This is a genomic window from Bradyrhizobium genosp. SA-4 str. CB756, assembly GCF_000473125.1.
GTDB lineage: Bacteria > Pseudomonadota > Alphaproteobacteria > Rhizobiales > Xanthobacteraceae > Bradyrhizobium > Bradyrhizobium arachidis.
On sequence record NZ_KI421499.1, the window covers coordinates 361,918 to 380,707 of the forward strand.

Below are 18,790 nucleotides of genomic sequence, written 5' to 3' on the forward strand. Positions count from 1 at the left end.
AGCAGGCGCCTGCCTAAAAAATCTTCGCTCCGCCACTGCGCAAAGTGTCTCGTGCGTCAAACTGACACAGCTCTGTCATTCGCGGTGTTTAGAACATTTCTGATCGTAAACATCCTCATTTCCGGGGCGTCAAAAAAAATGAAATCGAGACTTCTGACGACGGCTGCGATTTTCGCGGCCGCGAGCGCGCTCGCGTGCACTCTTCCCGTCCTCGCCGACGATTTCGGTCGCGATCGCGATCACGGACATGACGATCATCATCGTCATGCGCACGACATCCACACCGAGACGCCTATCAAGCATCTCGTGGTGATCTTCAACGAGAACCGCTCGTTCGACCATTACTTTGCGACCTATCCGAACGCGACCAACCCGACCGGCTCGATCCCCTTCGTTCCGAAGCCGCATACGCCAAAGGTCAACAACCTCGCCAACGCCAATCTGCTGTTGAACAACCCCAACAACAATCCGGCCAACGGCACCGGCGCGACCGACCCGTTCCGCCTCGACCGCACCCAGGCCAACACGCGCTCGCAGAACCACTCCTACACGCCCGAGCAGCAGGCCGTGGACAACGGCAAGGAAGACCTGTTCCCGAAATTCACTGGCCGCGGCACCGCCGGCGGCGCCGGCGCCTTCGCCACCAACGGTCAGGTCATGGGCTATTTCGACGGCAACACCGTCACCGCGCTGTGGAACTATGCCCAGCACTTCGCCATGAGCGACAACAACTGGACCGACACGTTCGGCCCGTCGACGCCCGGCATGCTCGAAGTGGTTGCCGGCCAGACCAACGGCGTGCAGCCGGTGGTCGGCACCACGTCGTCGATCGCCGACGGCCAGGGCGGCCTGACGCTGACCGGCGATACCGATCCGGGTAACGATGCCTGTTCGAGCACGACCAGCACGATGCTGATGGGCGGCAAGAATATCGGCGACCTGCTCACCGCTGAGCATATCAGCTGGGGCAGCTTCATGGGCGGCTTCGACCTGACGCTCAAGAACGCCAACGGCACCACCGGCTGCGCCCGCAGCACGTTCTCCAGCAACGTCAACGGCACCATCGTCGACTACATTCCCCACCACGCCTTCTTCCAGTATCACGCCTCCACGGCGAACCCGTCCCATGCCCGGCCGAGCTCGGTTCATGCGATCGGCCATACCCATGACCTCAACGGCAAGGTCGATCCGGCCAATCACAATTACGACCTCGAAGACCTCTATGCCGCGATCAAGGCCGGCAACTTTCCGGCCGTCTCCTACGTCAAGATGCCCGCCTTCCAGGACGGTCACGCCGGCAACTCCGATCCGCTCGACGAGCAGGCCGGCAATGTCGCTCTGATCAACTTCCTCCAGAAGCAGCCGGAGTGGCGCGAGACCGCCGTCATCATCACCTATGACGACTCCGACGGCTGGTACGACCACCAATACGTCGCGCCGAAAAATGCCTCGTATGATGCGACCGCCGATCAGGTCAACGGCCCCGGCCTGTGCGGTCTCGGTCCTAACAAGCAGCCGGCGCCGAACGGTCTCGGCGGCAAGCCGGTGAACGGCCGCTGCGGTCCGGGCACCCGCGTTCCCCTGATCGTGGTCTCGCCCTACGCCAAGACGAACTACGTCAGCCACAACTACACCACGCAGGCTTCGGTGGTCCGCTTCATCGAGGACAACTGGCTGCATGGCAAGCGCCTGGGTGGCGGCTCGTTCGACGCCACCTCCGGCTCGATCATGGACCTGTTCGACTTCGACCATGATCACAGCCACGACTTGCGGGCTGACGCGCTGTTCCTCGACCCGACCGCCGGCACTGTGATCACCAGCCCGCCGGACGAGCACCACCACCACTAGTCCAACGGGACGCTACGGAATGAACAGCCGCACTCTGTGGCTCCTCGGCGCCGGCCTGCTTTGTCTGGCCGGCGCCGTCTTTGCTGCCGGGACGCAAGGATTGGCGGAGTCGAACCAGGTTGGTGTGAACCCGAATCCGGTTCGTCTCATGCGTCCGCCCGTCGCGCCGTTGTCCGCGATGGCGCTGCTCGGCAAGGAAATCTTCTACGACGCCTCGCTGTCGTCATCAGGCACGCTCTCCTGCGCGTCCTGCCATAGCCCGGATCACGCCTACGGCCCGCCCAACGATGGCCCGGTCATGCTCGGCGGCGCCAATCTGTCACGGCAGGGCGCACGCGCGGTGCCGTCGCTGACCTATCTCGACCGCCACCCGAATTTCAGCATCGGCCCTGACAAGGGCGACGACGACAACATCATCGACCTCGCGCAGATGGCGGCCATCGGCCAGCAGGCGGCGCGCACGACCAAGACCGCGGGCGGCACCGGCGCGTCGGCGAACATCGTGCCGCAGGGCGGCCTGTTCTGGGACGGCCGCGCCGACACGTTGCAAGACCAGGCGATGTTCCCGCTGCTCGATTCCAACGAGATGGACGGCGGCAGCGCCGAGATCGTCGCGGGCAAGCTGCGCAACGCGCCTTACGCTGGCCGCTTCGTCGAGTTGTTCGGCGCCGGTGTGATGAGGAATCAGCGGCTGCTGATTGCGGAGGCGATGTTCGCGGTCGCGCGCTATCAGGTGGAGGAGCCGAGCTTCCATCCCTACACCAGCAAGTACGATTACTGGCTCGAAGGCAAGGCGCGGCTCTCCGAGAGCGAGCTACGCGGCCTGCAATTGTTCAACGATCCCGATAAGGCCAATTGCGCTGGATGCCACGCCTCGGCGCCGACCCGCGACGGCCTGCCGCCACTGTTCACGGATCATCAGTACGAGGCACTCGGCGCGCCGCGCAACGCCGCGCTCGCCAACAATCGCGACCCCAATTATTTCGACCTCGGCGTCTGCGGCCCGCATCGCACCGACATTCCCGAGCAGACGCAATATTGCGGCATGTTCCTGACGCCGACGCTGCGCAACAGTGCGGCGCGGCAAGCCTTCTTCCACAATGGCGTCTTCAGCACCCTTCAGCAGGTGATGGATTTCTACAATTTCCGCGACACCAATCCGGAGAAAGTGTTTCCGCGCTCAGCTGACGGCACGGTGCTGAAATACGACGACCTGCCGCAAAAATATCACGCCAATGTCGACGTCACCGATCCGCCGTTCGATCGCCACCCCGGCGACAAGCCGGCGATGACGGAGCAGGACGAAGCCGACATCATCGCGTTCCTGAATACGCTGACGGACGGCTACAAGGTGGAGAACTGACACGCGGGCTCGCGAACGCCCGGTTCGTGCCTGATTGCTGCGGGCGGGATGAAGCCGGTTGGCGAGGCGCAGCGTGCCGCAAGGCGAGCGGCTATGCTAGGCTCTGTAAGTCTTGCCGCATCCGGATCGAAAGGGATGGCAAATTGCTGGAGCCCCGCCATGGATCGTGTGCTTCACCTGATTGCTTCGCTCGGAATTCTCTCGTTCATGACATGGAACGAAGCCTTCGGGGAGCACGCATCGATTGTCTCGATGACGACGCCGCGCGGCGTTCAACAAGCCTTCATCCTGATAAAGCCTGAGCATCCCGTTGCATCCGTCATTCTGTTTGCCGGGGGTAGCGGTCTTCTGCGGCTGAACAGGACGCCGCCTCCGCAGGTAGGGCCATATGCTTTCGTGGCTGGAAATTTCCTCGTGCGCAGTCGCGAGAGATTCGCCGAGCACGATTTCATGGTGGCTGTGATCGACGCTCCATCTGACCAGCCGAGGGGCATGAGTGGGTCTTTCCGCCTCAGCAACGAGCATGCGATCGACATCGGCGCCGTCGTCGACCACCTGAAGCGCCAGGCCGATGTGCCGGTGTGGCTCGTCGGTACCAGCGCGGGCAGTTGGTCGGCGGCACACGGCGCCATCGCGGCCAGCGCGGTTGATGGTCTCGTGCTGACTTCGACGGTTACACGTATTGCGCCGGGGTCCTCGCTGGCCAAGGCCTTTCCGGAAATTGCCAGGGACTACCCCCAGGGCGTCATCGACATGGCGCTACCCGAGATCAGAGTGCCCACGCTCATCGTGTCGCACAGCGAAGATGCCTGCGAGTTTACCCCCGCGACCGATGCGCCGGCCCTCGCAAAGCGCCTGACGCAGGCTGGTCGGGTCGCAATCGTCCTGATCAGCGGCGGCGACCGGCCAAGGTCCGATCCATGCGAGGCCTATGCGGCGCATGGCTTTTACGGCGTCGAACAACAGGCAGTCGACAGAATTGCGGAGTTCATCGCGGCCAAGGACAAGCGAGCTCCATAGATTGCGGCGGCGCGCGCATGCGGGGCGTGGCTGAAGCCGTGGTGGCTGTGCCGGTGACGTCAGTCATCGCTTGCACGAACGCTCCGACCGCGGCCGGGCGTGTTGAATCGCAGAGCGCTATTCAAAAGAACTCAAGCGAAGGAAAGTGATTGACCAGCCTGTCCCAGATCGAGAGCGGCGGCCGTGGCTGCCTTTTTGCGTCCTTGAGCGACAGACACCGCGGTGCCAGCCTCATCCCATAATAGAGGTTCGCTCCAGAGACGCTCTGGCCGCCCTGTATGCTGACGGTCGGGTCAAAATTGTTCTTGATCAAGTCTGTCGTTTGCTCCACGGAGCCTGATGCTGCGTTGTCATAGGCCGCGACGTATTTCGTCGACGCCTTGAGAACCCGCTGTCCTTGGCAAACGTATTCGCCGTTTTCCAGATACCGTCTCACTTCGCGATCGCAGGACTCGCGCTGGAACAGCTCGTCTGCAATGATCGATAGATCTTCAAGCGATATTTCCAGGACCTGAACGTCATCGAGCTCGAGCTTCAGGGTTTCCGCCAATTTTGCATCGGTATGTGACTGGATCGAATGCACGACTTTCGAGTCGAGCGAATATTGCGTCTTTCGCAATTCGGAGGTGACCTGGGTCGCTGAAGACGAGGTGCGGGTCACGCCGATCAGTCGGTCCGGCGAGACCTCGCACAGCATGTCGTAGTCCTGGCCGTTCGACGAGACATGGTAGATCGAGCCTGGAGCGCGCAAGAGCACTGGTGGCGTTATCGGGTGAAAGCCGATCGCGGTGATGGCTTCGTTGAGCTTGTTCGGGGGCTTGTGGAGATGTATCGCAGCCACGGATGCCAAGGGTGCGATGCTCACGATCGCCACTAATGCCCCCCATTTCAGGAATGGGCGCATTGGAGTTCTCCGCCGATTATCCGCAACAATAGTGCCCACAAGGGCGCGCGCACGCGTTGGCCGAGCCTGCAGGCACAGTCGTCGTGAGTGCGGCGAGAGCGAAGACAAAAAACAGTGCTGCGAACTTCATGACCTGTCCTCCTATGGATTGACAGATGTTCGCTCGACGTGACGTCCGGAAACCCGCAACGCCTTGGCGTCGGGAGGCGAGACATCTTCCTGCTTCTTGCGAAGTTACTCTCGGCGCAAGGCCGCAGATATGAACTGGCTCACACTCTATCTTGAATTGTGCCGGCGCTGGGTGTCCGGTGTCATCGCCTGCACGTCGTCGTTACGATGCGTCAGCGCGGCTTGATCTCCGCGTACTTCGCCATCGCGCGCTCGAACTTCCGGTTGAACAGCCACATCGCGGCGAGGATTTCCCGGAAGCTGGCGGACGTTCGAGCCCGGTCGGCCTGCCCGAACGCGAAGATGCTGTTGTTGCGCAGGTGCTTCATGATCGCAGGGCTGGACACCCGATAGCTCAGGAGATCGCCGGATTTGAGCGCGGACCTCGTGGGGGTGGGGACAATCTGGATCAGCTCGAACAGCTTCATCTGGTCGACCGGGTCGGGCAGCGTCTTCACGATTCCCGGGATCTCCCGGAACAGATCCGCATGTGCGTTCATCAGGCCGTCGCGCACATTGGTCCAGTGATTGAAGCGGTAGTCGGTGCCGCGGGCGCGCGCCTCTTCCTTGTCGTCGCGCGCGCTCAGCTCGGGATCGAGACCTGCGATCTCGCCCTTGATCGCGTCCCATTTCCTGCGGCCGTTGCGGTCTTCGGACGGGCCGGTCTGGAAGCTGCCCATATAGGTGTTGGAGCGACCGTTACGGACATTCTGCTTGCCGTTGGTCTCCGCAAAGAACAGCCCGAGGCTGATGCGGCCCGCAGCTTCGGCGTGAACCGGTGCCAGCCCCTTGGCGCGCGCAATCGCGACCGCGAGATCGACCACGTCCTTGAACGGCGTCGGCGAGTTCTGCGCGCCGGCCGGCGGCGCCTCCATGATGTCGAACAGCTTTCCGTATTCGTCGATCAGCGGTTCGATGTCGGCATCGAAATAGGCCGGCGGGATCTCGAACTTGTTGGGCCGTCCGATCCGCGACGGCATGGCGTCGGTGAGATCCTTGTAGCTACTTATGACCGCGACGCGCGCGAGATAGAGCGCCTGGCCCGGCAGGTTCGGTAGCGGCTGCTTCGCGTCGATCTGCTTGCGCCGCTCGGCGAGAACGGCCTTGAACTCGCCGAGCGCGCGCTCATAGGTCGCGAGTGCCTCGGATTGCCGCGTCGTCAGCGCGCCCGTCTGTGCAACGGCTTGCGCCGTGACGAAGAGGGCAACAGCCGCAAGGGCCGCGGCGGCAAGTCGTCTCGATCCCATGGCTGGTTCCTGTCGATTCGATGGCCAGGGAGATCGTAAGCATCAGAGGCATGCAGCCGCAATTCTCCTCTCATGCCGCCCGGTAGTCCGGCGCCGTCGCCAGGAACTTCGCATAGGCATCCGCATCCGGCGGCTGGAAGCGCCCCTTGAGCCCGCCGCGCTTCTGCTCCTTCGCGCCGATGTCGGCCATCAGCTCGTCGAAATGGCGGTAGTGATAGGGTGCGACACACAGGCCGCCATAGACGCCGGCGGCCGGCCGCTCGACGCGCTTGAAGTGCAGCATCATCTCGATGTTGTCGCGCATCTGTTGCGCCGTCGGCTGCTTGGCGAGCTGGCCGTCGGCATAGCGCACCAGCCAGTTCGCGGCCAAATCAGCGCAGAGCACGGTGCAGAACGAGGAATTGAAGCCGACGAAGCCGAGCTCTGGCAGGTCGGGGTTGGCGATCAGCCGGTAGAGCCGGTACTGCCCGTCGGCGTCGACCAGCTTCTCTTGATATGCCGCCGGCAGGAACGGCACGCCGAGCTTGTAGCCGATCGCGAGCACCGCGACGTCGGCGCCAATGCGCTCGCCGCCGCTCATCACGATGGTGTCGCCTTCATAATGATCGAACGTGCCGAACACGGCCTTGATGCGGCCGTCGGCGACCATCGGATAGAAGCCGGGCGTTGCGATCGGCACCGAGCAGTTGACGCCGTCCTCGATCCGCTCCTTCGGCACCATCTTGCAGCGGCCGAGCTTGAGCTGCGCCTTGAGCAGGCTTTCGAGCCCTCGCCAGTTCGCCCAGACCAGTGGCGCGGCAATGCGGTGGGCAAGCCGCGCCATCGCGCTGGCGCCCCAGCCTGGAAACATCTCCTCCTGCGCGCGGATGTAGAGGATGTGCTTGAAGTTCACGAGCCCGCCGATGAAGTAGGGGATGCGCCAGACCGGCTCGCGCATCACGATGGTGACCTCGCGCGCGCCTGATTTCACCGCGTTCACGGCGATGTCGGTCGCCGATTTCGAGCCGCCGAGCACGACGACGCGGCGGCCTTTCGCCAGCGCGGGATCGCCGTATTTCGACGAATGCAGGATCTGGCCGCCCTGGCCCAGGAAGCTGCCTTCGCCGCGGCAATGCAGCTCGCGCGGTTCGTTGAACTGCCCGGTGCAGACCGCGACGAAATCGAACTCCTCGTTCGACGGCGTCCCGCCCTTGTTCGTCAGGGTAAGCGTCCAGCCCGGCTTGCCGTCAGTGCGGCGCGCCATGCCGGCGACTTCAGTATTGAGGCGCAGCATGCGGTCGAGGCCAAAACTCCTGGCGTAATCGGCGAGATAGGCGTGGACCTGCGGCCCGGTTGGCCATTCCGGATAGGCGTCCGGCATGGCGCGGTCGGTGTAGCGGTAGAGATCCTTCGGGCTCTGGGTCTGCACCTCCGGATAGGAGCGCGCCGGCTCCCAGACGCCGCCGAGATCGGCGCTCCGCTCGACGATGGTGACGCGGTGGCCGCGGCTGGAGAACGCTTTTGCAGCGGCAAGGCCGGAGACGCCGGCGCCGATCACGCAGACATGCTTGGGACTGACCATGGGATGGCTCGCAATCAGGTGTTTCGCGCGCAAGCGGCCACGTTCGGCCGCAAGGCGCGGCCGGCGGAGCTGCAAGCAGATGGAGGTGGGCGAGGCGGCGCGCTGCGCCTAGTCGTTGGCCTCGGGCGGCAGAAAGTCGACCTCGTGCAGCGCCGAGATGCGCACGACTTCAGCCGGGTCGGTCAGATTGTGCAGCTGGTTGAACAGCGCCTCCAGCTTCTGCATCGGCGAGACCCAGAACAGCGCGCGGCACGGCTTGTCGGATTTGTTGAAATAGCCGTGCGGGATGCCGCGCGGCATGCGCACGAGGTCACCGGCATGGGCCTTGACCCATTTGCCGTCGAGCTTGAGGTCGAGCGTGCCTTCCTGCACCAGGATGAACTCGTCCTGGGTCGGATGGATGTGCACCGGCACGAACTGGCCGGGGTCGCTGTTGGTCTCGAATGCGAAGGTGGAATCGGTGACGGCCTTGGGGAAGTAGACCTGGCCCAGGATGTTCCAACTCTTGCCCCCATAGCCCGTGCCATTGGCGGTAATGCCCTTTTCGAGTGCAGTCATGGCTTGCTCCTCATGGATTCCGGCGGGGACGGAGCTTCGGTCAGCCTTGGGCCGCCTGTCTATCCGCTAAACGAATCCGGACGTGGCTGTTGCCATGCAGCACGACGATTTTGCAGCCGCGGCCCTTCTCGCGTCGGGGAAACTATTATAGGCTTAAAGCAATTCCGCGACGCGAAGCGTGGTCGACGATGTCCGTAGCCGTGCAGGAAACGAGCGCAAGGGTAGCCACAGCTGAACGGCTGGCGGCTTTCGCCCGCGTCACCACCGATGATGTCGACGAGGCTGCCGAGCAGATCGGGCGCATCTTCTGTCCGCACGATCTCAAGCCGGCGCAAGCGCGCGCAACCGGCTTCTCCGCCCGGCACAATTGCGCGGCATTCGCAGGCTTTTCCATCAACTACGTCGCCTATGGCGGATCGGTGAGCATCGATCCCGGCTGCCTCGACCGCTTCTTCCTGGTGCAGATCCCGCTCACCGGCGCCGCCCGCATTCGTGCCGGAGCCTGCGAAATCGAGACCGCAGCGGGCCGGACGGCGTCGCTGCTGTCGCCGACGATTCCGACCCGGATGGTCTGGACGGATTGTGCGCAAATCATCCTGCTGCTCGATCGCCGCATGGTCGAGCAGCGCGCTGCGGCTCTGTCGGGCAAGGCGGCGGGGCCGGTCGAGTTCGATCCTGTGATCGACCTGGAGGCGCCGTCCGGGCACGATCTCCGCAAGAAGCTCGATGAACTGATGCAACTCGCCGAGCGTCTCGGTCCCTCCGGCAGGCTGTCGCCGCTCGCGATGGCCGATTGGCGCGAGGCGCTGCTCGATCGTCTCCTCAACGGCCAGCGCCATGGCCTATCGGATGCGATCCGGACGTTTTCGGGCCACGCGGAGCGTCTGCCGCGCGCGCTTCGCGCCGCGCGCGACCATCTTGCCGACAATGCCGGCGAGCCGCTCGATCTCGCAGAGCTCGCCTGCGCGTCCGGCGTCGGCATCCGCGCGCTCCAGCTCGGCTTCCGCCGTCACTTCGGCGTGTCGATTTCGGAGATGCTGCTCGACATGCGCCTCGCCGGCCTGCATGGGCGCCTCTCGCAGGCCGCGCCCGATGCCTCGATCACCGAGATCGCGTTCGATCTCGGCTTCACCCATCTCGGCCGCATGGCCGGCGCCTACCGCGAAAAATTCGGCGAGACGCCGTCTGCGACGCTGCGGCGTAGGATGAGCTAGGCGCTGCTATTTTCGCGGCCACGTCGTGCGGCGGTCTTCGGCGGCCTGCCTGCGCAAGAAGCCCTCGACATCGGCCTGCACCGAATAGGGCGTGGGGATCGGATCGCCTGCGGAATCGACCGCGGTGTCGAGCGAGCGGCGCAGCATGCGCGCGAGCTCGGCCTTGCGGTAGGGTTTTGTCAGAAGCGGCGCGCCCATGGTGGCGCGTCCCTGCGCATGCAGCGAGTCGTAGGCGTAGCCCGACGTGAACAGGACCCGCAGCGAGGGACGTGCCGCAACCATCCGCTCCGCGAGCTCGCGCCCATTGATGCCGCCGGGCATCACGATGTCGGTGAAGAGCAGGTCGAACGGCGTGCCTTGCGCCGAAATGGCGAGCGCCTCGGCCGCGTTGACGGCGGGGATGACCTTGTAGCCGAGGCTTTCGAGTTGCACCGTGACGTATTGGCGGACATCGTGGTCGTCCTCGACGCACAGGACGGTCTCCGTTCCGCCGACGATCTTGCGCTCGTCATAACCGGTCGGGCGAAGCGTGCTCGCCTCCGCCTTCGGCAGGTAGATCGTGAAGATCGTACCGCGGCCTTCGGTGGAGGAGACCTTGATGCCGCCGCCGGACTGCTTGACGAAGCCGAACACCATGCTGAGGCCGAGCCCGGTGCCCTTGCCGACATCCTTGGTGGAGAAGAAGGGATCGAAGATGCGTTCGAGGATGGCTTGCGGAATGCCGGTGCCGGTGTCGGCGATCTCGATCTCGACATAGTCGCCGGCATAGCCGGCGCCGACCGCCACTGCCTCGCGCACGCCGAACACGACGTTGCGCGTCGTCAGCGTCAGCCTGCCGCCGTCCAGCATCGCGTCGCGGGCATTGATCGCAAGGTTGAGCAGCGCTGAGCTCAATTGGCCGCGGTCGGCGAAGGCGAGCCAGACATTGCCGTCGAGCCTGGTCACGATCTCGATCTTCTTCTCGAAGGTCGCCAGCAGCAGCTTTGCCAGCTCCTCGAGCAGCTCGTTGACGTCGATCTCGGCCGGCTGGAGTGCCTGCTTGCGCGCAAAGGACAACAGGCTCGACGTCAGCACGGCGCCGCGGTCCGCCGCCTCGCTGATCAGCTTGGTGATGGTCGCGAGCGGCGGGTTGTCCTTCACGGCGTCGGCGAGGATCTCGATCGTGCCGGTGATCACCGTGAGCATGTTGTTGAATTCGTGCGCGATGCCGCCGGTGAGCTGCCCGACCGCCTCCATTTTCTGCGCCTGGATCAGCTGTTCCTCGGCGGCGCGCTTCTGGGTGACGTCCTTGACGAAAATGTTGATGAGGTGGCGCGTCCCGACGTGGAGCGCCGTGCTGGAGCCCTCGATCAGGATCTCGTCGCCATTTCGATGCAGCAGGGTTGCCTCGAACCGGATGCCGATCGGCGTATGCGACAGCTCCGGCAACAGCCGCATCATCCGCTGCCGGAAGCCGGCGCGGAGTGGTTCGGCGATGAGGAGGTCGACGACATCGGTGCCCAGCGCCTCCTTGCGCGACCATCCGGTCAGGGCTTCGGCCTGAAAGCTCCACTCCAGCACGACGCCGTTCGCGTCGGTCTGGATGAAGGCATCGAGCGCGGTCTTGATGACGGCTTGCGTTGCTTGCGCGCCGGCCTGCGCCTGCTCGGCCAACGCTGCGGCCGTATGCTTCATCTGCGCCGTCTCGATCGAGCCCGTGCACAGCCGCGCAAGCAGCACCGCAACGACGACGCTTGCGAGCAGGGCGATGACCTGGGCGATGCCGAAGCCGCCGGTGGCGTCGGTCACGGCATAAGAGATAAGGAGAGCGGCACTGGTCACGACGGCCTGCGTGGCGATCGCGAGTGTCAGAAGCCCCCTGAGTTTCATGCTCTCATACCAAAGACGCCAGAAGCGCACCGTCCCGCCGCCTTGTCGACGAGGCCGGCATCACGTGAGCTACAGACTGCCCGCGTCTCCGTCGATGGTCAATTTGCGGCGCCCGGGGGCCGCCGGGAATTTGGCGTGGCTCAACCTGCCGGCGAATCGGTCTGGCGCAGCGTCGTGACCCAGATCGCGCGCGCCACCTGCTGGGTCGGGTTGTCGAACATGTGCGGCACGATGCTCGGAAAACGAAAACTGTCGCCGGCTTCCAGCACATGGGCCTGGTTGTCGAGCCACAGCCGCAGGCTGCCGGAGAGGATGTAGCCTGCCTTCTCGCCGGTGTGCTGCAGGAAGTCCGTGCCCGAGGAGGCGCCGGGGTTGAGCGTGAGCTCGTAGAGTTCGAGCTGGCCATTGCCGTCAGGGGTGAGCGCTTCCTTGACGACGCCGCTGGCGGTGAGTCGCAGCAGGCGCCGGTTGTTCTTGCGCACGATGTAGCGCTGCACATCGGTGGGATCGCTGGTCTCGAAGAAGTAGGAGATGGGAACGTCGAGCGCGATGCTGAGCAGGCGCAGCGTGCGGATCGACGGCATCGCGCGTGCGCGTTCGAGCTGGCTGATCATGCCGTTGGAGAGGCCGGTCTTGTTGGCGACGTCCTGGATCGAGAGTCCGGCGCGCTGACGCAGCAGCCGCACGGTCTCGCCGAGGCGCTGGTCGACCGCATCGTCGGCCTCGATCGCCGGTGCGTCCTTGGTGCCGTTGGTATCGCCGCGACCATCCATGTCGCTCTCCCATGCATCGTATCACCCCGGGACCGCGTCGATCCGAGGTTCAGTCACAGTGAAAAGGTCGCGCATACTAGCAATGCGATTGACAGCTGTATTTAGTCATGATGAACTTTTGATCGAAAAATTTAGAAGCACTAAAGCCCACTTCCTGTCCCTTTGCCGGGGTCTCGGGGGCGCGGGAGACGGTGCCGCGTGCGGGAACGGAGACTGGTCATGGCAGATGACATGGGCAAGTTCGGCATTGAGGCAGTGCGTCTCGGCAGTCCGAACCGCCGTCAGTTCTTCCAGCTCGGCGCGGGCGCCGCAGCGGGATGGAGCCTCGCAGGCAGCGCCATCGCCCAGACCGAACGCCCGACCAATCCGCCGGACAAGCCGCGCGGTCAGGTGATCGCGGCGCTGTCGCAGGAGCCGACGGTGTTTCATCCGCTGATGCCCGGCATCGAGGTCGATCAGGGCGTCTGGTGGCAGGTGTTCTCGCTGCTCTGGTACATCGATCCCGAGGGCAATTTCGTTCCGGACCTCGCGCGCGAAGTGCCGACCATCGAAAATGGCGGCCTGTCGGCCGACGGTCTGACCTGGAAGATCAAGCTGCGCAACGACGTGAAGTGGCATGACGGCACGCCGTTCACGGCCGACGACGTCAAGTTCTCGCTCGAGCTGATCAACGATCCCAATTTCCGCGCACGCAGCCGCGTCGGCCACAGTCTCGTCAAGGACATCAAGGTCGTAGCAGTGGACGAGATCCACTGGCGCATGGAAGCGCCGTATTCGCCCTACATGTCCATCCTGGGATCGCTGACCTTCATCGTGCCGAAGCACATCCTGGAGAAGGTGACCGATCCGAACGCCTCGCCGTTCCACAATGCGCCCGTCGGCACCGGGCCGTTCCGCTGGGGTGAGCGCGTGCCCGGCGACCACATCCTGCTCAATGCCCATACCGGCTATCACGGCAAAGGACCTTACGTCGAACGCGTGGTGTTCAAATACATCCCCGACCTCACCGTGCTCTACACCCAGTTCCGCACCGGCCAGGTCGACTACACCGGCCTGCAAGGCATTTTGCCGAACTTCGTGCAGGAGGCGAAGACGCTGAAGGGCCGAAAGATCTTCGTCTCCGCGACGTCTTCGGTGGAGCACATCGCGCCCAACCTGGAATTCGGTCCCTTCGCCGACCGCGCGGTGCGCGAGGCGCTGTATCTTGCCATCAACAAGCAGGCGATCATCGACGCGCTCTACTACGGCCTGCCGACGCAGACCGAGAGCTTCGTGCCGCAGCAGGCCTGGTCGTTCCAGCAGGGGCTGCCGCAGCACAAATACGATCCCGCCAAGGCCAATGCTCTGCTCGATGCGGCCGGCTGGGTGCGCGGCTCGGGCGGCGTGCGCGAGAAGGGCGGCGTCAAGCTCGAATTCACCAACTCGACGACCTCAGGCAATGCCGTGCGCGAGCAGACCCAGCAGCTCCTGATCCAGGACTGGCGCGCGATCGGTGCTGCGATGCGTGTCAACAACATGCCGGCCGCGGTGATCTGGGGCGATTTCTGGCAGCAGTCGAAGTTCAATTCGGTGCTGGTGTCCGTGAACTTCATGCTCGGCAGCGACCCCGACGTGACGCCGCGCTTCGGCTCGGGCGCCATTCCCGCCAAGGGCGGCCGCGGCTACAACACCTATCAATACAAAAATCCCGAGGCCGACCGTCTCCTCGCCGAGGGCGCAAAGCAGTTCGATCTGGCGCAACGCAAGGCGACCTATGGCGATCTGCAGAAGCTGATCCGCAACGATCTTGCGATCCTGCCGATGTTCCAGGGCTTCATCGCCGAGGGTGTGAAGGAGGGGCTGCAAGGCTTCCGTCCCAACATCAACACCTCCATCAACTGCTGGAACATCCGCGAATGGTATTGGGCCTGATGCGTCTGGCTCGCTGGACCGCCTGACATGGCCCGCTACGTCGTCAACCGCCTGGCGCAGGCGATCATGCTGCTGGTGATCGTCTCGGCAATCGGCTTCGCCCTCCTGCATCTGGCGCCCGGCGGTCCGCTCTCGCAGTTCGCCGTCTCCGGGCAGATGACGCAGGAGGATCTCGACCGCGTCACAAGGCAGCTCGGCCTCGATCGCCCGCTGCCGATCCAGTATCTCGACTGGTTTGGCCGCATGCTGAAAGGCGACTGGGGCAAGTCCTATCGCGACGGCGAGGCGGTGCTGTCGGTGATTTCCTCGCATCTCGGCGCGACGCTGGAGCTGATGGCGACGGCGACGATCATCGCGGTGCTGCTCGGCTGCTGGATCGGCATCCTTGGCGCGCTGCGCCGTTACTCGCTGTTCGATTCGCTTGCCACGGTTGGCGCCATGATCGCGCTGTCGATCCCGACCTTCTGGTTCGGCCTCGTCACCATCTACGTGTTCTCCGTCAAGCTAGGCTGGCTGCCGGCGGGTAACCGCCAGACCATCGGCGACGGCTCCTTCCTCGATCTCCTGCATCATCTGATCGCGCCGGCGATGGTGCTGGCGCTGGTCGAGACCGCGATGTGGGGCCGCTTCATGCGCTCCTCCATGCTCGAGGTGATCAACCAGGACTACATCCGCACCGCGCGCGCCAAGGGCATGCCGGAATGGCGCATCCTCATCGTGCACGCGCTTCGCAATGCGCTGTTGCCGATGATCACGGTGGCCGGCCTGCAGTTTCCGACGCTGCTCGGCGGCGCGCTGGTGGCGGAGACCGTGTTCACCTGGCCCGGCATGGGGCGTCTGTTCCTCGATTCCATCGGCTATCGCGACTATCCCGTCGTGATGGGCATCCTGATGTTCTCGGCGACGATGGTTCTGATCGGCTCGCTGCTCGCCGACATCCTCTACGCCGTCGTCGATCCGCGCATCCGGGTGGGCTGAAGCGATGGCGACCGCAACGCTCACCACCGTTCAGCTCGCGCCCGGCCAGGCCGCCTGGCGGCGTTTTCGGCGTCATCGGCTCGCGCTTGCGGGCGCTGTGATCATTCTCGTGCTCGTGCTCGGCTCCGCGATCGGGCCTTATCTGCTGCCGTTCGACGACACCTATATCGACATCATGAAGCGGTTCGCGCCGCCGCTGTCCGGCGCGCATATCCTCGGCACCGACGAGCTCGGCCGCGACGTGCTGGCGCGGCTGATGATGGGCGGGCGCATCTCGCTCTCGATCGGCATCGTCGCGATGGTGATCGCGATGGCGGTCGGAATCGTCGTCGGTGCCTTTGCCGGCTTCTATGGCGGCGCCCTCGGCGCGGTGCTGATGCGGCTCGTCGACGCCGTGCTGTGCTTTCCGACGATCTTCCTGCTGCTCGCGCTCGCAGCTCTCACAGAGCCGGGGCTCGTCACCACCACCGTGCTGATCGCGGCGACCGCCTGGATGGCGGTCGCGCGCGTCGTCGAGGCCCAGGTGCGCTCGCTGCGCGAGCGCGAGTTTGCCGTGGCCGCACTCGCCTTCGGCTCGTCGAACCTGCGCATCATGTTCCGCGAGCTCGTGCCCAACGCGATCGCGCCGATCGTGGTGGCGGCGACGCTGAACGTCGCCAAGGCGATCCTGCTGGAATCCTATGTCAGCTATCTCGGCTACGGCATCCAGCCGCCGGCCGCGAGCTGGGGCAACATGCTCAACAACGCGCAGATCTATCTGACCAGCGCGCCGTGGCTTGCGATAGCGCCGGGCGTCGCCATTACGCTGGCGGTGACCAGCTTCAACTTCCTCGGCGACGGGCTGCGCGACGCGCTCGACCCGCGTCTCAACATCCCATGACAAGATCTCGATCGAACTGACCTCCAGGAGTGCCCCATGTCCCCGCCGCTCAACCGTATCAACAGCGATGAACGCCTGCCGGCGCAGGCGGATGTCGTCGTCATCGGCGGCGGCGTCATCGGCGTCTCCGCGGCCTATCATCTTGCCAAGAAGGGCCTTTCGGTCGCTCTGGTCGAGAAGGGCCATGTCGGCGGCGAGCAGTCGAGCCGCAATTGGGGCTGGTGCCGCCAGCAGGGCCGCGCGCGCGAGGAGATCCCGCTGGCGCGTGAGGCGCTGCGGCTGTGGGAGGACATGCAGAACGACGCCGGCGTCGATGCCGGCTTCCGCCGCACCGGCGTCTTGTTCCTGACCAAGAGCAAGGACGAGCTCGCCGGCTGGGAGCGCTGGGCCGCGATCGCGCGCGAGCAGCAGGTGCACTCGACCGTGCTGACGCCGGCAGAGGTCGCCGAGCGCATGCCCAGCAATGCGGACCAATGGGTCGGCGGCCTGCACACGCCGAGCGACGGCCGCGCCGAGCCGTCGATGGCCGTGCCGGCACTTGCCACCGCCGCGCGAAAGCACGGCGTCACCATCCATCAGGGCTGCGCCGCGCGCGGACTGGAGACGACAGGCGGGAAGGTCAGCGCCGTTGTCACTGAGAAGGGCACCATCCGCACGCAAGCCGTGCTGCTGTCGGGCGGCGCATGGTCGTCGCTGTTCTGCCGCCGCCACGGCATCGAGCTGCCGATCGGCCTCGTCAACGCCACCGCATGCCGGACCACGCCGGGACCGGAGATCACTTCGGGCGCGCTCGGCACGGATCTCTACTGCATCCGCCGCCGCCTCGACGGCGGCTTTACGCTGGCGCTGCGCAACCGCGGCACGGTCGAGCTGTCGCCCGACCTGTTCCGCTACGCCTGGACCTTCTGGCCGACCTATCAGCATCGCAAGAACGGGCTCAAGCTGTCGTTCGGCAAGCCGTTCTTCGACCAGATCATGCGCGGCACCGGCTGGAGTTTCGACAAGCCCTCGCCGTTCGAGGCCGAGCGCGTGCGCGATCCCGCGCCCGACATGTCGCTGGTCAACGCGGCACTGGCCTCGCTGATCAAGTCCAATCCGGAATTGAAGGAGATCAAGATCGCGGAAGCCTGGGGCGGCACGATCGACTGCACGCCCGACACCATTCCGGTGATCTCGCCGGTCGATGCGCTGCCGGGCTTCTTCCTTGCCACCGGCTTCTCCGGCCACGGTTTCGGCATTGGTCCCGCGGCGGGCAAGCTCGCCGCCGACATCGTCACCGGCTCGACGCCGCTGGTCGATCCCGCCGCCTACAGCCACAAGCGCATGATCGACGGCCGGCGCCTCGCGCCGGTCAGCCCGTTCTGAGGGGCGGCATGACGGTCCTCTACAAGGCCAATCTGGTTCGCGGGGCCGAGTGGGCACGCTTCTTCGCGGAGCGCGCGCCTGATGTGCCGTTCCGGCTCTGGCCCGACATCGGTGATCCCAAGGCGGTACGCTACCTAGTCGCCTGGCAGCCGCCGGACAATATCGCGGCGACGTTCCCAAATCTCGAACTGGTGTTCTCGGTCGGCGCCGGCGTCGATCAGTTCGACATCACAAAACTTCCGCCGCATGTTCCGCTGGTCCGCATGATGGAGCCCGGCATTACCGATCGCATGGTCGAATATGCCTGCATGTCCGTGCTGGCGCTGCATCGCGATCTCGTGCAGTTCATCTCCCAGCAGCGCGAGCAGGTCTGGCGTGAGCTCCCCGCGACCTACGCCGGTGAGCGGCGTGTCGGCGTGATGGGACTTGGCCTGCTCGGCCAGGCTGTGCTCGAACGACTCAAATCATTTGGTTTCTCGCTGCTCGGCTGGAACCGTTCGCCGCGCGAAATCGACGGCGTCACCTGTTATGCGGGCGCGGAGGCCTTGCCGGATTTCCTGGGGCAGTCCGACATTCTCGTCTGCCTGCTGCCGCTGACCTCGGAGACACGCGGCATCCTCAACGCGAATCTGTTCGCGCATCTGCCGCGCGGCGCGCGGCTGCTCAATGTCGGGCGAGGCGGGCATCTGGTTGAGGCCGATCTCATCGTGGCGCTCGACAGTGGGATGCTGTCTGCCGCCGTGCTCGACGTCGCCGAGCCCGAGCCGCTGCCGGCGGGCCATCCGTTCTGGAGCCATCCGCGCATTCTGCTGACGCCGCACATTGCCAGTACGACGAAGCCGGAGACGGCGGTCGACTACGTGCTCGACACCATCGCGCGCCACCGCCGGGGCGAGGCCTTGCCGGGGCGTATCGACCGTGATCGCGGTTACTGAAGGCGCGATGGTGATGATGACATCGGTGCAGCCACGGGCTCCTCTCACCTCTCCCGCTTGCGGGAGAGGTCGGCGCGTAGCGCCGGGTGAGGGCTTTCTCCTCTTGGGGGTTCTTGATTGTGGAGGCACCCTCTCCCCAACCCTCCCCCGCAAGCGGGGGAGGGGGCGGACCTTCTTCGCGGCAAGCGCTGGGGGC

15 protein-coding genes are annotated in these 18,790 nt (G+C 64.8%); 9 read left to right on the forward strand and 6 right to left on the reverse strand.

Features of this window, described 5'->3' with window-relative positions:
• Nucleotides 1–138: 138 nt before the first annotated feature.
• The 3 genes from BRAGE_RS0101740 (at nucleotide 139) to BRAGE_RS47605 (ending at nucleotide 4,231) form a co-directional block, all read left to right on the forward strand.
• Nucleotides 139–1,848, forward strand: coding sequence for a phospholipase C (locus tag BRAGE_RS0101740; protein WP_027560756.1), 1,710 nt, complete (start codon nucleotides 139–141; stop codon nucleotides 1,846–1,848).
• 19 nt (nucleotides 1,849–1,867) lie between these two features.
• Nucleotides 1,868–3,211, forward strand: a complete 1,344-nt coding sequence (locus BRAGE_RS0101745) for a cytochrome-c peroxidase (RefSeq protein ID WP_027560755.1) — start codon at nucleotides 1,868–1,870, stop codon at nucleotides 3,209–3,211.
• Nucleotides 3,212–3,370: 159 nt separating this feature from the next.
• Nucleotides 3,371–4,231 (forward strand): alpha/beta hydrolase, encoded by an 861-nt coding sequence (locus tag BRAGE_RS47605; protein WP_051377660.1) that lies wholly within the window; start codon nucleotides 3,371–3,373, stop codon nucleotides 4,229–4,231.
• A gap of 121 nt (nucleotides 4,232–4,352) precedes the next feature.
• On the opposite strand, the gene BRAGE_RS0101755 is transcribed toward BRAGE_RS47605, so the two are convergent.
• From BRAGE_RS0101755 to BRAGE_RS0101770, 4 genes are all read right to left on the reverse strand, one after another.
• A complete protein-coding gene (locus BRAGE_RS0101755; RefSeq protein ID WP_141263090.1) occupies nucleotides 4,353–5,135 on the reverse strand; it encodes a hypothetical protein in 783 nt (260 codons plus the stop codon).
• Between the two features lie 341 nt (nucleotides 5,136–5,476).
• Nucleotides 5,477–6,550: a hypothetical protein gene (locus tag BRAGE_RS0101760; RefSeq protein ID WP_027560753.1), complete on the reverse strand. Its 1,074-nt coding sequence runs from the start codon at nucleotides 6,548–6,550 to the stop codon at nucleotides 5,477–5,479.
• A 70-nt stretch (nucleotides 6,551–6,620) separates the two neighbouring features.
• Nucleotides 6,621–8,111: a flavin-containing monooxygenase gene (locus BRAGE_RS0101765; protein WP_027560752.1), complete on the reverse strand. Its 1,491-nt coding sequence runs from the start codon at nucleotides 8,109–8,111 to the stop codon at nucleotides 6,621–6,623.
• A gap of 108 nt (nucleotides 8,112–8,219) precedes the next feature.
• Complete coding sequence (locus BRAGE_RS0101770) at nucleotides 8,220–8,669, reverse strand: cupin domain-containing protein (protein ID WP_027560751.1); 450 nt, start codon at nucleotides 8,667–8,669, stop codon at nucleotides 8,220–8,222.
• A gap of 188 nt (nucleotides 8,670–8,857) precedes the next feature.
• Between BRAGE_RS0101770 and BRAGE_RS0101775 the strand changes: the two genes are divergently transcribed.
• A complete protein-coding gene (locus tag BRAGE_RS0101775; protein ID WP_027560750.1) occupies nucleotides 8,858–9,883 on the forward strand; it encodes an AraC family transcriptional regulator in 1,026 nt (341 codons plus the stop codon).
• 6 nt (nucleotides 9,884–9,889) lie between these two features.
• Here BRAGE_RS0101775 and BRAGE_RS0101780 read toward each other — a convergent pair whose 3' ends face one another.
• Both BRAGE_RS0101780 and BRAGE_RS0101785 read right to left on the reverse strand, forming a co-directional pair.
• Nucleotides 9,890–11,752 (reverse strand): ATP-binding protein, encoded by a 1,863-nt coding sequence (locus BRAGE_RS0101780; RefSeq protein WP_027560749.1) that lies wholly within the window; start codon nucleotides 11,750–11,752, stop codon nucleotides 9,890–9,892.
• 140 nt (nucleotides 11,753–11,892) lie between these two features.
• Nucleotides 11,893–12,525 (reverse strand): cupin domain-containing protein, encoded by a 633-nt coding sequence (locus BRAGE_RS0101785; protein ID WP_028146178.1) that lies wholly within the window; start codon nucleotides 12,523–12,525, stop codon nucleotides 11,893–11,895.
• Between the two features lie 219 nt (nucleotides 12,526–12,744).
• Between BRAGE_RS0101785 and BRAGE_RS0101790 the strand changes: the two genes are divergently transcribed.
• Genes BRAGE_RS0101790 through BRAGE_RS0101810 form a run of 5 tightly spaced genes read left to right on the forward strand, consistent with a single transcriptional unit; the run spans nucleotide 12,745 to nucleotide 18,594 of the window.
• Nucleotides 12,745–14,436, forward strand: a complete 1,692-nt coding sequence (locus BRAGE_RS0101790) for a peptide ABC transporter substrate-binding protein (protein ID WP_027560747.1) — start codon at nucleotides 12,745–12,747, stop codon at nucleotides 14,434–14,436.
• A 27-nt stretch (nucleotides 14,437–14,463) separates the two neighbouring features.
• The gene (locus BRAGE_RS0101795) at nucleotides 14,464–15,414 is read left to right on the forward strand and encodes an ABC transporter permease (RefSeq protein WP_027560746.1); all 951 of its coding nucleotides are present in this window, start codon (nucleotides 14,464–14,466) and stop codon (nucleotides 15,412–15,414) included.
• A gap of 4 nt (nucleotides 15,415–15,418) precedes the next feature.
• The gene (locus tag BRAGE_RS0101800) at nucleotides 15,419–16,294 is read left to right on the forward strand and encodes an ABC transporter permease (protein WP_027560745.1); all 876 of its coding nucleotides are present in this window, start codon (nucleotides 15,419–15,421) and stop codon (nucleotides 16,292–16,294) included.
• 36 nt (nucleotides 16,295–16,330) lie between these two features.
• Nucleotides 16,331–17,659 carry an NAD(P)/FAD-dependent oxidoreductase gene (locus BRAGE_RS0101805; RefSeq protein WP_027560744.1) on the forward strand — a complete coding sequence of 443 codons (1,329 nt, stop codon included), beginning with the start codon at nucleotides 16,331–16,333 and terminating at the stop codon, nucleotides 17,657–17,659.
• 8 nt (nucleotides 17,660–17,667) lie between these two features.
• Nucleotides 17,668–18,594, forward strand: coding sequence for a 2-hydroxyacid dehydrogenase (locus tag BRAGE_RS0101810; RefSeq protein ID WP_027560743.1), 927 nt, complete (start codon nucleotides 17,668–17,670; stop codon nucleotides 18,592–18,594).
• Nucleotides 18,595–18,790 lie beyond the last annotated feature (196 nt).